Annotated in this window: 14 protein-coding genes; 5 read left to right on the top strand and 9 right to left on the bottom strand. The window is 63.6% G+C overall.

Translation table 11 applies throughout. The annotated features are described in order from the left end of the window. Nucleotides 1-23 precede the first annotated feature (23 nt). The 4 genes from ACOIX3_RS27920 to ACOIX3_RS27905 are packed head-to-tail and all read left to right on the top strand — an operon-like array spanning nucleotide 24 to nucleotide 3,331. A complete protein-coding gene (locus tag ACOIX3_RS27920; RefSeq protein ID WP_420965216.1) occupies nucleotides 24-1,244 on the top strand; it encodes a CaiB/BaiF CoA transferase family protein in 1,221 nt (406 codons plus the stop codon). Further along, entirely contained in the window at nucleotides 1,241-2,017 is a 777-nt protein-coding gene (locus ACOIX3_RS27915) for an enoyl-CoA hydratase/isomerase family protein (RefSeq protein ID WP_420965214.1), read from the top strand. The genes ACOIX3_RS27920 and ACOIX3_RS27915 overlap by 4 nt, the downstream gene beginning before the upstream one ends. Then, nucleotides 2,018-2,473 carry a MaoC family dehydratase gene (locus tag ACOIX3_RS27910; protein ID WP_420965212.1) on the top strand — a complete coding sequence of 152 codons (456 nt, stop codon included), beginning with the start codon at nucleotides 2,018-2,020 and terminating at the stop codon, nucleotides 2,471-2,473. A 3-nt stretch (nucleotides 2,474-2,476) separates the two neighbouring features. Beyond that, entirely contained in the window at nucleotides 2,477-3,331 is an 855-nt protein-coding gene (locus ACOIX3_RS27905; RefSeq protein ID WP_420965210.1) for an HpcH/HpaI aldolase/citrate lyase family protein, read from the top strand. Here the strand turns inward: ACOIX3_RS27905 and ACOIX3_RS27900 are convergent, their stop codons facing one another. The 8 genes from ACOIX3_RS27900 to ACOIX3_RS27865 all read right to left on the bottom strand — a co-directional run bounded on the left by ACOIX3_RS27900 (nucleotide 3,332) and on the right by ACOIX3_RS27865 (nucleotide 12,702). Further along, nucleotides 3,332-4,570 (bottom strand): CaiB/BaiF CoA transferase family protein, encoded by a 1,239-nt coding sequence (locus tag ACOIX3_RS27900; protein ID WP_420965208.1) that lies wholly within the window; start codon nucleotides 4,568-4,570, stop codon nucleotides 3,332-3,334. It abuts the gene before it with no gap. Then, nucleotides 4,567-5,610 (bottom strand): TRAP transporter substrate-binding protein DctP, encoded by a 1,044-nt coding sequence (gene dctP / locus ACOIX3_RS27895; RefSeq protein WP_420965206.1) that lies wholly within the window; start codon nucleotides 5,608-5,610, stop codon nucleotides 4,567-4,569. Before dctP (ACOIX3_RS27895) ends, ACOIX3_RS27900 begins: the two co-directional genes overlap by 4 nt. Nucleotides 5,611-5,650: 40 nt before the next feature. Next, nucleotides 5,651-6,940 (bottom strand): TRAP transporter large permease, encoded by a 1,290-nt coding sequence (locus ACOIX3_RS27890; RefSeq protein ID WP_420965204.1) that lies wholly within the window; start codon nucleotides 6,938-6,940, stop codon nucleotides 5,651-5,653. Then, entirely contained in the window at nucleotides 6,937-7,497 is a 561-nt protein-coding gene (locus ACOIX3_RS27885; RefSeq protein ID WP_420965202.1) for a TRAP transporter small permease, read from the bottom strand. Before ACOIX3_RS27885 ends, ACOIX3_RS27890 begins: the two co-directional genes overlap by 4 nt. 17 nt (nucleotides 7,498-7,514) lie before the next feature. Further along, nucleotides 7,515-8,546, bottom strand: a complete 1,032-nt coding sequence (gene dctP / locus ACOIX3_RS27880) for a TRAP transporter substrate-binding protein DctP (protein WP_420965200.1) — start codon at nucleotides 8,544-8,546, stop codon at nucleotides 7,515-7,517. Nucleotides 8,547-8,892: 346 nt separating this feature from the next. Further along, nucleotides 8,893-10,485 carry an ATP-binding protein gene (locus ACOIX3_RS27875; protein WP_420965199.1) on the bottom strand — a complete coding sequence of 531 codons (1,593 nt, stop codon included), beginning with the start codon at nucleotides 10,483-10,485 and terminating at the stop codon, nucleotides 8,893-8,895. Beyond that, nucleotides 10,482-11,186, bottom strand: a complete 705-nt coding sequence (locus ACOIX3_RS27870) for a response regulator transcription factor (RefSeq protein ID WP_420965197.1) — start codon at nucleotides 11,184-11,186, stop codon at nucleotides 10,482-10,484. Before ACOIX3_RS27870 ends, ACOIX3_RS27875 begins: the two co-directional genes overlap by 4 nt. Before the next feature lie 28 nt (nucleotides 11,187-11,214). Then, nucleotides 11,215-12,702, bottom strand: coding sequence for a DUF4173 domain-containing protein (locus ACOIX3_RS27865; protein WP_420965195.1), 1,488 nt, complete (start codon nucleotides 12,700-12,702; stop codon nucleotides 11,215-11,217). A 245-nt stretch (nucleotides 12,703-12,947) separates the two neighbouring features. Between ACOIX3_RS27865 and ACOIX3_RS27860 the strand changes: the two genes are divergently transcribed. Next, nucleotides 12,948-14,252, top strand: a complete 1,305-nt coding sequence (locus ACOIX3_RS27860) for a glycoside hydrolase family 3 N-terminal domain-containing protein (RefSeq protein ID WP_420971808.1) — start codon at nucleotides 12,948-12,950, stop codon at nucleotides 14,250-14,252. Between the two features lie 10 nt (nucleotides 14,253-14,262). Here the strand turns inward: ACOIX3_RS27860 and ACOIX3_RS27855 are convergent, their stop codons facing one another. Next, nucleotides 14,263-15,417, bottom strand: coding sequence for an OpgC domain-containing protein (locus ACOIX3_RS27855; protein ID WP_420965194.1), 1,155 nt, complete (start codon nucleotides 15,415-15,417; stop codon nucleotides 14,263-14,265). Between the last annotated feature and the right edge of the window lie 17 nt (nucleotides 15,418-15,434).

Here is a 15,434-nt window from a genome sequence, read left to right as displayed (position 1 = left end):
CTTCGACTGTCATGGGAGGACAAATGGCGGGCAAGTTGACGCCGACGCACGAAGCGCCGTATCGCGGGTTGAAAGTGCTGGATTTCGGGCAGGGGATCGCCTCGCCTTATTGTGCGATGCTGCTGGGGGTTTATGGCGCCGACATCATCAAGGTCGAGCCGCCCGAGGGCGACTGGTCGCGCTATCTCGGCACGACCTACGGCAATCACACGACCCTGTCGGCGGTCTATAACCGCGGCAAGCGCAGCCTGTGCCTCGACATGAAGCACAAGGATGGCATTGCCATCGCGCAGCGGCTGGCGCGCGAGGCCGACGTGCTGATTGAAGGATTTCGCCCTGGTGTCGCGGAGCGGCTCGGGCTCGGTTATGAGAGCCTGTCGCGCGACAATCCCGGCCTGATCTATCTGTCGGTCAGCGGCTTTGGGCAGAGCGGGCCATACTCGAAGCGCCCCGGCTCGGACTCTGTGGCGCAGGCGTTCTCCGGGCTGGTCTCGGTCAATGTCGGCACCGATGGTGTGCCGCATCGGGTCGGCACCACGATCTCCGACGTCGTCACCGGCGTCTATGCGTTCCAGGCGATCGCGACCACCCTGTTCGCGCGTGTGACCGTCGGTACCGGTCGCTGGATCGACGTCAATCTCTGCCAGTCGACGTCGGCGCTGCTCGGCCACAAGGTCGCGGAGTTCATCCTCGAGGGCGGTGCCCCGCGCGCGCTCAATGTGCCCGCCGGCACCTACCAGACCCAGGACGGCTGGATGATGGTCACGCTGGTGAACGAGCCGCAATACAAGCGGCTGTGCGGTGCGATCGGCCGCGAGGATCTCGCCACTGATCCGCGCTTCGCCGACTTCGCCCGGCGTGCGGACGCAGCCGATACGCTGATCCCGCAGCTGCGCGAGGTGTTCCTGGCGCAAGCGACGGATACCTGGCTGACGCGGCTGCACGCCGCCGATATCATCGCGGAGCGGATCCTCAATCCCGGCGAATGGCTGCGCAATCCGCATGTCGAGGCGATCAGCGCGTCGGTGCGCCAGGATACGCCGGGCGTCGGCGCGGTCTATTCGCCGCGGACGCCGGGGATCGCGAGCCTGTCCGAGGATCATCTTTGTCCCGCGCCTGATGTCGGGCAGGACAGCCGCGCGGTGCTGACGGAGGCTGGTCTTGGTTCGGCCGAGATCGACGGCTTGCTGCTGTCGGGCGCGGTGCGACAGGCCAAGGCGATGACAGGAGGCAAGACATCATGAGCACGGCCCTCGTTCGTTACTCGGTCACTGAGCAGATCGCGGAGATCGTGCTGGATCGCGGGCCAGTCAATGCCCTCAGCATCCCCTTGATAGACGCGTTGCTGGCGGCGCTGGCGAAAGCGCGCGATGATGACGCGGTGCGCGCCGTCATTGTGAGCAGCGCACACAAGGTGTTTTGCGCCGGCCTCGACCTCGACATCGTCAGGGGCAAGCCCGCGATCGAGACCAAGGCATTTCTCGAGCGGCTGTATTTCGCGCTGAACGATACGCAATACCGCATGGGCAAGCCGACCATCGCAGCGGTCGATGGCGCGGTGCGGGCCGGCGGCATGACGATCGCGATCTCCTGCGACATGATCATCGCAGGCGACAGCTCGACCTTCGGCTATCCCGAGATCGATGTCGGCCTGATCCCGGCGATCCATTTCGTGCAGTTGCCGCGGCTGGTGGGGAAACACCAGGCGTTCGGCCCGCTGTTCCTCGGCGAGCCGTTCGACGCCGCGACCGCCTATCGCATGGGGCTGCTCAGCGAAGTGGTGCCGAAGGGCACCGCGCTCGATCGAGCCCGCGGGATCGCGCGGAAACTTGCCGCGAAATCGCCGATCGTGATGAAGATCGGTCGCGATGCCTTCATGCGTGCGGTCGATGCCGATTTCCGCCGCTCGGTGGAGAACACTGCGGAAAGTTTTGTGGTGGTCGCATCGACCGAAGACTGCCAGGAAGGGCTGAATGCGTTCGTTGAAAAGCGAACGCCCAACTACAAGGGACGATAAATGGCTGGATTGTATTTCGAAGAGTTCGAAGTCGGGCGGGAATTCCATCACGAGTTCAGCCGGACCGTGACGGAGATGGACAACACCATGTTCAGCCTCCTGACCATGAACCCGCAGCCGCTGCACATCGACGCGCATTTCTCCGAAAAGACCGAGTTCGGCCAGCGGCTGTTCAACAGCCTCTATACGCTCGGCATCATGATCGGCATGAGCGTGTACGACACGACCTTGGGAACCACGGTCGGAAACCTCGGCATGACCGACGTCAAGTTTCCGAAGCCAGTCTTTCACGGCGATACCTTGAAAGCGCATACCAGGATCATCGGCAAGCGCGCCAGCAAGTCGCGACCGACCCAGGGTATTGTCGAGTTCGAGCACACCATGACCAACCAGCGCGGCGAGGTGGTGGCAAGCTGCCGCCGCACTGGCCTGATGCATTGCAAGCCGAAGGCATAGACGATGCGATCGTTCCTGTTCGTTCCCGGCGACAGCACCCGGAAATATGAGAGCGCCAAGAAGACCGCGGCCGACGCATTGATCCTCGACCTCGAGGACTCCATCGCGCCGGACCAGAAGGTGGTTGCGCGCGGTATCACGCGCGAGATGCTCGATGCGCGCAATCCGGACCAGAAGCTCTATATCCGCGTCAATGCGCTCGACACCGATCTGACGCTCGGCGACCTCGCGGCCGTGATACCCGGAAAGCCTGATGGCATCGTGTTGCCGAAATGCGCCGGCGCCGCCGATGTCAACAAGCTTGCGCTCTATCTCGATGCATTCGAGGCCGCCTCAGGTATCGCGCAGGGCACCACGCGGATTGTTACGGTCGCAACCGAGACGGCGCGGGCGGTGCTGAAGATCCTCGACTTCGAGAACATGAGCCCGCGGCTCTGGGGCATGATGTGGGGTGCGGAGGACCTTGCGGCCTCGCTCGGCGCGACGCGCAACCGCACCGACGGCCGCTATCACTCGCCCTTCATTCTTGCCCGCGATCTCTGCCTGATTGGCGCAGCAGCGGCCGGCGTGGTCGCGATCGACACCATCGCCACCGATATCAACGATCTCGACGCGTTGAAGGCGGAGGCGATTGCCGCACGGCAGGACGGCTTCCTGGCCAAGGCCGTGATCCATCCCAAGCATGTCGATGTCGTCAACGCGGCCTTCATGCCGACCGACGAGGAGATCGCGTGGTCGGAGCGGGTGATCGCTGCGTTCGCCAATAATCCATCTGGTGTCGCCAAGATGGACGGCAAGATGCTGGACAAGCCGCATCTGCGTGCGGCCGAGAAGATCCTGGCATCGCGCAGGAAATAATCAGGAGCCGGGCTCGATCAGCGCGCCCTCCTCGAGGAGGGCCGCAATCTCCGCATCTGCAAGTCCAGCCTCGCGCAGGATCTCCCGGCCATGCTCGCCGAGGTTCGGCGGATAGGTCCGGATCGATGGCGGCGTCCGACTCCAGGTGGCGGCCGGGCCGGCGAGGCGCAGCGTGCCTTCAGTCGGATGCTCCACCGATTGGATCAGCCCGACGGTTCCCAGATGCGGATCGTCGATCAGGCTGTCGAGATCGTGCAGCTGCGCATGCGGAATGTCGGCCTCTTCGAAGAAGCGCATCCATTCGGCGGTGCTGCGGGTCTTCATCATCTGCGAGAACCAGTCGTAGACGAAGTCGTAATTCCGGGTTCTTGCCGAGATGCTGTTCAGCCGCGGGTCGCGGTCGGCTTCGTTCGCAAGGCCGATCTTGGCGAAGAACGCGTTCCACTGCTTGTCGGAATAGACCAGCGCGCAGATGTAGCCGTCGCTGGTTTGATACGGACGGCGGTCGGGCGACAGCAGCCGGGAATAACCCGGCGGGCCGATCGGCGGCTCGAAGCTGCGGCCGGCCATGTGATCGCCGAGCACGAACTGCGCCATGGTCTCGAACATCGGGATTTCGATCGCCTGGCCTTCGCCGGTGCGCTCGCGGTGAAACAGCGCCGCGAGGATAGCGTGAACGGCATTGAGGCCGACGATTCGGTCGGCCATGGTCGCCGGAGAGTAGCGCGGCTCACCGGTGATCCTGCCGGTCAGCGCGGGCAGGGCGGTCAGCCCCTGGATCAGGTCGTCATAGGCGGGCCGGCCGGCATAGGGCCCGGTCTCGCCGAAGCCGTGCAGGCTGGCATAGACGAGCCGCGGATTGGTGGCGAGCAGATCGTCGGCGCCGAGCTTCAGCCGCTCCATGGCCGCAGGACGAACGTTATGGACGAACACGTCGGCGTCCGCGGCAAGGCGCAGCAGCGCCGTGCGGCCGCCGGCCTTCTTCAGGTCGAGCACGATCGAGCGCTTGTTGCGATTGCCCTGCAGATACATCGCGCCCATCGCGGGATGGCGCATCGGGGCGGCGTGGCGCATCACATCGCCATCGGGGCTCTCGACCTTGATCACGTCGGCGCCGTAGTCGCCGAGGATCATGGTCGCGTAGGGGCCCATCATCACGCTGGTGAGGTCGATGATCCTGACGCCGGCGAGCGGGCCCGCCGGCGCTGATGGCTTGTCTCTCGTCGGTGCCTGACTCAATGGGTGGCGGCCAGTGCTTCGGTGAAGGCCTTGAAGACGTCGGTGCCCGGCTTGCCGCGCTTGTCGACGTCCTTCACCCAATCCTGCGCAACCGACTTGAAGGCGGTGTCGAACACCTTCTTGTCGTCGGCGCTGAAGGTGATGACCTTCATGCCTTGCGACTTGATCTTGTCGGCCGCGGCCTTCTCGCCGTCCTCGAACCGCTTGCAGGCCTCGCGCGTGGTCTGCTCGCCGGCTTCAACCAGCGCCTTGCGCACGTTCTCGGGCAGCGACTTGAATTTCAGCTCGCCGATCGAATAGGTGAAGATCGCGGTGCCGAAGTTCAGCCCCTCGGTGCCCGACTTCAGGATCTTCCCGAAGTCGTAGGATGCCGAGCTCTGGTAGGAGAAGATTAGCCCGTCGAGCGTGCCGCGGGTCAGCGATTCATAGATCTCGGGCGCGGCCATCCGCACAGGCACGCCGCCAATCGAGCGCATCATCAGGTCCATCGCGCCGCCGGTGGTGCGGATCTTCAGGCCTTCGAGGTCCTTCGCGGTTTTCACATCGCGGCTGGTCGCCAGCTGGACCTGGTAGGCTGGCAGCGCGAGCGTCACCAGCGGCCGAAGCTGGTTCGGCGCGAATTCCTTGGTCTCCAGGATGCCGCCATTGTGCGAGACCTTGTAGAATGCGAGCGAGCCCTGGCATTCGTTGTCGAAGATGCCGGGCAATTCGGCAACCGCCGTCAGCGGAAACTTGTCCGACGAATAGGACGGCACGATGTAGGAGACGTCGGCAACGCCGAGCGCGGTGAGCTGAGCCATGTCCTTGGCCTTGCCGAGCTGCTCCGCCGGGAAGTGCTGGAACGTGACCTGGCCGTTGGTCAGTTTGGTGACGAGCTCGGAAAACGGCTTGCCGACAAGTTCGTGGATCACATGCCCGGAGGGCAGGCTGTCGGCAAGGCGCAGGGTGATCTTTTCCTGGGCAAGGCCCGGTGATGCGGAAGTCGCCAGAAAGGCAGTGGCGACAGCTGCGCCGGCGAGGAAGCGGGAATACAAACTCATCATGGTCTCCCAGAGATGGCCGTCTCGACCGACGGCTTCTTCAATGTTGCATATGGTTCGGCAGCCAGAGGATGATCTCCGGAAATGCCACGAAAATGGCAATTGCGATCAGATGCGCGATGAAATGCGGGAATGTGCCGTGGAACACCTCGCCGACAGGGCGGTGTGCGTAACGCGCCACGATGAAGCAATTCAATCCGATCGGCGGCGTGATCATGCCGACCTCGGCGGTCACGATCTTGATGACGCCGAACCAGATCGGATCGAAGCCGAGCGACTTGATCAGCGGCAGCACGATCGGAACCGTCAGCACCAGGATCGCGATCTGATCCATGAACGAGCCGAGCACGATGTAGCCGCACAGGATCAGCGTGATGATGATCCAGCGCGAGACGTCGAGCCCGCCGACCCAGCCGACGATGTTCTGCGTCACCTGGGTGAGGGTGAAGAAATAGCCGAAGATGTGCGCGCACATGATGATCAGCACGATCATGCAGGTGCCCTGGGCCGCATGCCGTAACGTCGTGTAGAGCGAGGTCAGGTTGATCTTGCGCTTCCAGCAGGCGAGACAGAAGGCGCCGAACGCACCGAAGGCCGAAGCTTCGGTGGGGGTGGCGATCCCGAGATAGATCGTGCCTGTGACGATCGAGAACAGGATCACCATCGGGCTGACCTGCCAGAGCAGGCTGAACCGCTCCGACCATGTCACAGCCGATATCGTTGGAGCGCGCGTGGGATCGAGCAGCACCAGGATATAGATCGTCGACATGATGATGATGGTGACGAAGATCGCCGGGATGATGCCGCTGATCAGGAGTTTTCCAATGTTCACCTCGGCAAGCAGGCCGAAGATCACCAGCGCCACTGAAGTCGGCAGCAGCATCGCCAGCGTGCCCGAGATCGCGACGACGCCGGCCGCCATCTTGGGCTCGTAGCCCTGGCGGATCATGGCGGGCAGGCTGGTCGAGGACAGCGTCGCGGCCGAGGCCGTGCTGGTGCCGCAGATCGAGCCGAAGCCCGCGCCTGCCAACGCAGTCGCCATGCCGAGACCGCCGGGGATGCGTCCAACCCAGGCTGCGGCGGTCTTGAACAGATCGTCGGCGACGCCCGACAGCAGCACCAGGTCTGCCATCAACAGGAACATCGGGATCGTGATCAGCTCGTAGGAGGTGACGGCCGACAGTGGCGTCGTCTGCAGCACGCCGAGCAGGATCGGCAGGCCGCCGGTCAGATAGAGGCCGAGCCCGCCGGAGAATGCCATGGCGAACGCGACCGGTGTTCCGATCGCGAGCAGGAAGAACAGCAGCGCGAGGATGAAGGTCGGGATCATTCGAAACCTCCGGCAGCCTTGTCCGAATGGCCGGAGATGGCCGGCAGCGGCAACAAGTTCTCGCCGGTCAGGAGGCTTGCGGTATTGGCAATGAGATGAACGGCAAGGCGCAGCGCGAGTATTCCCGCCCCGACCGGCACGAAGATCGAGGACGCCCAGGTCGGCCACGGGATCGCACCAGCCATGACGTCGCCCGAGACATAATTGTCGAGCGCGCGCTGATAACCGAGCCAGGCGATCGGAACGAAGATCGCGAGGCCAACGACGTTGGAGATGACGACGCAGAGGCGCTGAATGACCGCCGAGAACCGCGGCAGCAGGATATCGACGCTGATATGTCCGTTGACCGCATAGGTGCCGGAGAGGGAGAGAAAGAACACGCCGGCCATCACGTAGAGCGAGATCAAATCATAGGCCCAGGAGAACGGCCGGTTGAAGACGTAGCGCATCACGACATCCGAGAAGACGATCATCATGATCGCAAACATCATCGCCGCGGCGATGGCCGAGGTCACCTTTTCGATGGCGGTCAGTGCCTTCAGGCTTGTTTTGATCACGTCGGGCTCCGTCCGCGTTACTGGGCCGGCACGGCCGCAACGGCGGCACTGAATTCCTTCAGCGCGTCGCTGCCGTGCTTGCCGCGCGCATCGAGCCCGTCGGCCCATGCCTTGCCGACGCCCTTCGTCAGGTCCTTGAGCTTTGCGACGACGTCGGGCTGCAGGGTATCGAAGTGGACGCCCGCGGCTTCCATCGACTTCATGGTCTCGCTGTCCTGCTTCTGCACTTCCTTGCAGGCGGACGGCAGGATTTCCTCGGCGGTGTCGATCATCGCCTTCTGGATCTCCGGCGACAGTTTCTTCCAGGCGTTCTCGCTGATCGAATAGGCGACCACGAAGCTCGCGAAGCCAAAGCCGTCGGTAGAATGCTTCACGAGCTTGTCGGCGCCATAGGCGACGACGCTCTCGAGCGGAAACAGCAGGCCGTCCATCGTACCGCGCGACAGCGATTCGTAGGCATCCGGGGCCGCCATCCGCACCGGCACCGCGCCGATCGCGCGCAAGGTGAGGTCCTGCGCGCCGCCGGTCGACCGCAGCTTCAGCCCATTGATGTCGGCGACATCCTTCACCGGCTGCTTCACGGTCAGGATGCGGTAGGGCGGCAGGCTCACCGCGAGCAGCAGGCGGATGCCGTTTGCGGTATAATCCTGCTCTGCAATCACGCCGCTCCGCGCGGCCTTCCAATAGGCGAGCGTGCCCTGGCAGGAATGCTCGAACGCGCCGGGGAGCATCGCGACTTCGGAGACCGGCATCTTGTCGGATACGTAGGCGGGCGCGACGTAGCCGATATCGGCGACGCCGGTTTGCGTCAGCTTGAGCATGTCGGCGGCCTTGCCGAGCTGCTGGGCCGGATAGTGCTCGAACGTCACGGCGTTGTTGGTGCGCTTCTGCACCTCGGCCATCCAAGGCTCGAGCACGAGGCGGACGAGGTAATGCCCTTTCGGAAAGGAGTCGGCCACCCGCAGCTTGATCGGCTCCGCCGCTACCGCCAGATTGATCGATGCGATGAGGAAGCCGTAACCGGCCAGCGCCCGCCGAAGCCCGCCCATATGTCCTGCCCCTGAGTAGCCTTGTTGTTTTGAGCAGCTGCGCACAAACGAATTTGCGCGTCAAGCAGGGCTCGGCTGAGCATGCCTGATCGGACAACCGGAGAGCGCGGGCCGCCATGCGCCGATGCGATTGCGAGGGCGGAAGGGATCACGCGAGGACGTCGATGCGCTTGATTTCAAGCCGTAAGCGCGCGATGGCCAACCGGCTGGAAGTTGATGCTGAGAGGCAACCAGATCTCGATCAATTTTGTCCACCACGCGGGAAATTCCTCCGGTGTGCTCGAGGCTCAGCGCCGCCGCCGGCGGCATGACGGCCGCGATCATCATCGAGCCGGTCCGAAGCCGGTTAGACCGCGGGAAACTCGAGCGCGAAAGCGACGCCCTGGCTGGCGGGCAGGAGACGGATCGTACCGCCGTGGCTCACCATGACGGCTTGCGCGATGGCGAGGCCCATGCCGGTGCCGCCGCTATCGCGGCGGGTGGTGAAGAAGGCATCGAAGATCTTGTCGCTGTTGGCGTTGGAGATCGGGTCGCCATCGTTGCTCACCGTCACCCTGACGGTCGAGGCTTCGGCAGTCGCGTCGAGCTGCACCAATTTGGCATTGTGACGGAACGCGTTGTCGGCCAGATGCGCCAGCACGATCAGGGCCTTCTCGCCGGACATCCCGATCGGGCGGTCGAGGTCGCCGCTGGCCACGATTGTCCGCTGCGCAAAGCGGTTCTTCAGGTTCGCGATGACGCCAGAGAGTGAGGTTTGCTCGTTCTGCGGAGCGCTCTCCGCGCGCGCCAGCTCGCGCAGCCGCTGGCTCATCGCATCGAGCCGCGCGACGTCGCCAAGGATGTTCGAAATGAAGCTCTGTTGCTCGGATCGGGTCAGCGTGTCCGACTTGCTTTGAAGCGAATCCTGCAGCAGCTCGGCCGCGCCCCTGATCGATGTCAGCGGCGATTTCAATTCGTGCGTCAGGTGTGCCGAGAAGGTGGCGATATAGTCGGAACGCCGCGACAGCTGCTGGGCCATGTGGAGAAAGCTGTCGGAGAGCTGGGCGAGCTCGCGAGTTCCATAATGCTGCAGCGGTTGAAACGCGTTGCGGTCGCCGCGGCCGATCCGCACGGCGCGATCGACGAGCTCGCGCATCGGGCGCGTGACTGTTCGTGAGAACATCAGCCCGATCGCAACGGTCGCCAGCAGCACGGCCAATGTGGCGAGCAGGAACTTGCCGCGCTCCTGATAGAGATGATCGAAGATGTTGCTCGGCGTCCGCGAGGTGTAGACCACGCCGGCGACGTGGTCGTTGACGATCACGGGCATCGCGGAGAAGACATGGACACCGACGCCACGGCTGATCGAATAGATCGGTGGCGGAGGTTTGTCCGGCATGCGGATGCGCAGCGCGGCGCTATACTGGCCGCCCAGCGCCGCGGCCACTTCCTCGATATGGGCAAGTGACTGCCCGACCTCCTGGCGTCCGGCGATCACCACGCCATGCGGATCGAGAATGCGGAAGCCCGCCAGCGTGACCTTCTGGGTCTCCAGGATGATGGGCATGAGCGCGGTACCGATCTCGACATAGGCCGGATCCGCCGGCTTCGCCGCCGGCAGCGCGTCGGGCCGCCGCCGCAGCAGGTCGTTGCCGGCGAGATCGAGCGCGGGCCGGATCGGCGCCACCTGGTCGTCGGGGTCGGGCAGGGCCTCCCGAGGGACTGCAGCGCCGAGCGGGATGCCATTGCCAAGCCGTGCCTGCACGTCCCGCGCATAGATCGCGGCCAGCACGCGGCTCTGCGCGATCAGCTCGGCCTGCGTCTGGTGAATCAGTTGGTTGTCGTAGAGGCGGAAGAAGAACAGCCCCATCAGCGGCAGCGCCGCGACCGAGGCGAGCACGGTGAAGATGACCAGACCAAGCGACGGTCGCCACTTCTGGCGGGCGCGGAACGATGTCATGCTTGCTGCTCGCAGCGACCGAGCCTGAAGCCTACGCCGTGAACGGTTTCGATAACGTTGTCGCAGTTCACGGCTGCGAGCTTGGCCCGGATGTTGCGGATGTGGCTGTCGATGGTGCGGTCGGAGACCTGGATGTTGAGCTGGTAGGCCGCGCTCATGATCTGCTCGCGGTTGAACACCGCCGTTGGCCGCGCCAGGAAGGCGCGCAGAATTCCGAACTCGATCGCGGTCAGGCGGAGCGGCACGCCTGCGAATGCCGCTACGTGCTGCTCGGGGTCAACCGAGAGATGTCCCCGGGAGAGCACGCCGGTCTCTGTCCTTGTCCCCGCCTTCCGCGGGGTCAGGCGCCGCAGGATGACATTCACCCGCGCGACAAGCTCGCGCGGGCTGAATGGCTTGGTCACATAGTCGTCGCCGCCGATCTCGAGGCCGAGGATGCGATCGATCTCCTCGTCACGGGCGGAGAGGAACAGGATCGGCACGTCGGACGATTTGCGGATCTCGCGGCAAACGTCGAGGCCGTCGAATTCCGGCATGCCGATGTCGAGCACGATCAGGTCCGGCCGCTCGCCGGCAAACCGGGTCAGCGCCTCCTTGCCGTCGCGGGCCTCGGCCACGTTCATGCCGGCCTTCTTGAGCGCGACGCGGATGACCTCGCGGATATGCAGGTCGTCGTCGACGATGAGGATGTGGTGCGTCACGAGTCGTCTCCGAAAACCGGCGCTTCGACTATCCCGGTACGTTGCTCTGCTGTCCGTCCAGGAAACGCTGAAGCCGCCAGCCGCGAAAGCTCCAGCTGCGCCATGAGGCCATCTGCTGGCGTTGCTGTTCTACAAGGCTATTGCGGCGAGAGACAAGGACCGGGTTAGCGTAACGCAGTTGGATCGCCTGGTCGATGGCAGGGAGCGCGTTCGGGCCGAGCTGCATCAGGTAGTCCATATCCAAACTGACGCCGCTGCCCGAGGCTTCGCGGCTGTGACTGACATTATAGTCGGCGATGACGGCGGCGAAATTGATTAAGGAGCAGACATAGAGCGCGATGGTCAGTACCGACAGATTGGCGCGGACGAGCCATTCATTCGATGCCCGCAGGGCAATGCGCACCAGAATCAGGATCAACCCGATTGCGACGAGCAGCATCCAGACGAATGCCGCGACGCGCCAGTAGGTGAGCAGATAGGTTTGGATATAGAGATCAAGCCGGAGCATCGCGGAGATCACCAGCAGGACATTCTGCCCGACCCAGAGGTAGACGAGCGGTCGGATCACCCGCGATTGTTCGGCCGGGCCGCCCGGCCGCATCGCGACCAGAACGAAGGCCGCGGCCAGGAGCGCCGTGACAATCAGCGGATAGGCGCCACGGTGGGCGTAGGACGCGTAAGTGATGGCGGCGGGAAGCGTTGCGTTGCCCCAGAGATAGACCGCATCGAGAATTGTCTGAATCGAAAACAGCAAGTTGAACAGGATCAGGGAACGCAGAATGGTGCCTGCGCCGAGCAAGTCGATGAAATGATCGGGTTCGGCCGGACCCTGCGCAGAAGACCGCGGTCCGTTGGGCGCGACGTTGGTGTAGCGCCGCCATTTGACCTGGACGAATGGCCAGACCAACGCCAATACGAGGATCCAGAACAGCGTGCGACCGAGGCTGAGGCTGGCGGCGGGATTGCCGGGGTTCAGCTGGCCGATCCATATCTCCAGCACCGGATTGGCTGCGACGAACAGAAAGGCGAATACGGTTCCGAGCAGTAGTGGCACGAACCATAGGATGAACCCCCTGGTGAGACCCGGCAGGTCGAATGCGCTGACGACGTCCCGGAACAACCTGAAAGGGCTGACCAGAAAGAGATCCACCAGCGAGGCAGCTCCCCTGGTCACACTGTCGAGACGGGGATTGGTCGTCAGAGCAAGCGCGGTGCCGAGCGCAAGAATGGCGAAGGCCAGCGAGACTGCGTTGACCTCCTCCAGGGCAGGGAGTAGCCCGGCTACAACGATCGCGCCGGCGATCGGCAGCCTGTGCCGAGCGACGTGACCGAAGTTGGCGGCCAGTGACACGCCGGCCAGCAAGAAGGCGAAGAGGACCACCGAGAGTCCGGAGTTCTGATCATAGAACAACCAATCGGCCAGCGCGGCGAGCGCAAGCGCGGCGGCGGCCTTGGCCGGCGGCAAACCATTGGCAATCGACTGGGTCTCGGTTTCCGGTGACTCTAGGCTTGTCATCATGACCTCTGGATTGAAGGACGTGTGGACTTCGGCGGCCGCGCTGACGTCATCGACGGGTGTGCGAACGCGATCCTGGTTGCGGCAAGGCGCACCTTGGGTTGGCCGCGTGCAGACAGCGGGAAGGCGATCAGCAGGAGTTCAGGATTGTTATGCAGATTGCGTGCAGTGCGGTCTTATCCGCTCGCTGTAGCGAGTCTGCTCTGATACGGACAATTTGTTCAGTTCGTTCAGCCCCCGTCTCCATGCAAATCATCAAGCGCGTCGGCATTGCCCTGGCCTGGATCGTCGGGCCCGTGTTCGTCTTGGCCGGCGTCAACAACAACGATCCCTATCTCGTCCCGCTACGCGGGATCGGCAATCTGCTGCTCGTGATCACGAGCGTCGCCGTCGTCCTCCTGTTGCTCCGGCGTGCGGGCTGGCGCAGGCGGACGTGGGCCGCACGGTTGTTGGTTATCCTGTGGTGCTTACCGCCGCTCGCGATGCTCGCCGCGCATGGTGTGTTCGAGGTGCGGAAGCACCGCGTTCTGCAGACTGAGCCGGTCCTCGCGCGGTCGCTGGGGCAGCACTTTATCGTCGGCTATCGGTCGTTCGACGAGGTCGCGCCGCTGGTGGAGAGGGGGTTCGTTGCGGGCATCTATGTCACCCGGCGCAACGTCGCCGGCAGGACGGCCGACGCCTTGAAGGCGGAAATCGCCACATTACAGGCGATGCGGCGGGCCGCGAAGCTGCCGCCGCTGATGGTCGCGACGGATCAGGAGGGCGGCATCGTTTCGCATCTGGCACCGCCGCTGACGAGGCTGCCCGCACTGGCCTCCCTGGCCGAGCTGGCACCGGATGAGCAAAAAGCCAAAGCCGAGGAGTTCGGGCGCATCCATGGACGCGACCTGGCGTCACTTGGCATCAACCTCAATTTTGCCCCGGTGCTCGACCTGCGGCCGGCGGCGAAGCACAACCGGCTCGATTTCAATACGCTGATCAATCAGCGCGCGATCTCCGATGATCCGGCCAAGGTGAGCGCGATCGCGGGCGCTTACATCCATGGCCTCGAGTCCGCGGGCGTCAATGCCACCGTGAAGCACTTTCCGGGATTGGGCCGCGTGCGCGCCGACACCCATCATTTCAACGCCGATCTCGATACGCCGGTCAGCGAACTGGAGGCGACCGACTGGCGCCCGTTCCGCGATGTGCTGTCGTCGACCGGCGCGCGCCTAATGGTCGGGCATGTGGCGGTGAGTGCGGTCGACCGAGGGCGGCCGGCGTCACATTCAAAGGCCGTCATCGACGGGCTGATCCGGAAAAGCTGGAACTACCAGGACATCGTCATGACGGACGATCTGGTGATGGGCGCGATCTATCAGCATGATGTCTGTACCGCGGTCGTGGAGGCGTTGAACGCGGGCGTCGATCTGTTGCTGGTCGCCTATGACGGGTTGCAATTCTACCGCCTGTTCGCTTGCGCGACGGATGCAGCTGCGCGAGGGGGCCTCGACACCGCCATGCTGCACGACAGCGAGACGCGGCTAAGGCGCGCGCTGCTGGTCGACTAGATCGATGGATTCAGGAATGAGCGCCGACCGCCGATTTGTTGTCCTGCTGCTTCGACCATGAGACGTAATAGGCGACAGCCGTCATTGCCGCGAGACCGGCGAGGCTGACCGCGACCTGCCTTGTCAGTGAGTAAGGGCCGGTGATCAGAATCAAATGCGCGGCGAAGGAGAGGAACACGCCTGCACAGAACACGGCCAGCCATTCCTCGCCGCATTTGATGATCGGCTGCAGGGCGTAAGATCGCAGATATCCCCAGTCGCGCGGCACCAACCAGGTGAACAGGAATGTCAGGGTCAGGAAATGCAGGATGCGGTGAGGTGCGACATCCTCCCGATCGTTCTGCAGCAGCATGTCGCTTAGTCCGCTCGGCATCATTTGTGCGAGTGCCGGGATATCGCTACTGGAGACGATCGTCAGCGCGAATAGCAGGTACAGCAACGCCGTGGCGCGCAGCGCGGCAACGGCCTGCATCGCGCGGATCGCGGGTGCATAGCGCGTGCCGATGAGCGCGAGCCAGCCACCCATCACGAACAGCAATTGCCAGCAGAACGGATTAAGGTACCAATCTCCGTACGGATATGAAGTCAGGTTCCAGTCGAACACGCGGGCGGTAGCGTAAAGCGCCACGGACGCGAGAAGCGTTGCGTTCGGCACGTAGAGCAATCCGAATACGACGAACGGCTGGAAGGCCATCAGGGCGATAGTGAGTTGCAGCACGTCGAGATTGAGGGGCTTGGCCTGCAGGAACAAGCCGTAGATCAGCGTCCGGACCGGGTGGTCGATGAATCCGGTGATGTTGAACTCGCTGATGATCTCGGGCGCTGCGGTCCGCGCGGCGACATAGCTGATCAACTCGACATAGATCACGAACAGGACGATATAGGCAGCATAGAGCTGCCATACGCGCTTGAAGATCCGGGTCGCGGCCACCACGAATCCGCGTTCCAGCGCCATCCGGGCGTAAATGAGCGTCACCGCATAGCCGCCGATGAACACAAAAAGGTCGGTCGCGCCGCTAAAGCCGAAATTGCGCATGGTCAGCGCGCTGACGACGTTGTGCGGAACGTGATCCAGAAACAGAAACCAGTTTGCGATGCCAAGCAGCAGCGCGATCCTGAGATCGCCGTCGGCCCTCGCGATCTCGGCGTTTGTTGTCGAAGTCATCTGAAGCTGAAATCTGC

This window comes from Bradyrhizobium sp. B120 (assembly GCF_049075665.1).
GTDB lineage: Bacteria > Pseudomonadota > Alphaproteobacteria > Rhizobiales > Xanthobacteraceae > Bradyrhizobium.
The sequence above is the reverse complement of the archived record's forward strand: the minus strand, read 5'-3'. Positions and strand labels throughout refer to the sequence as shown.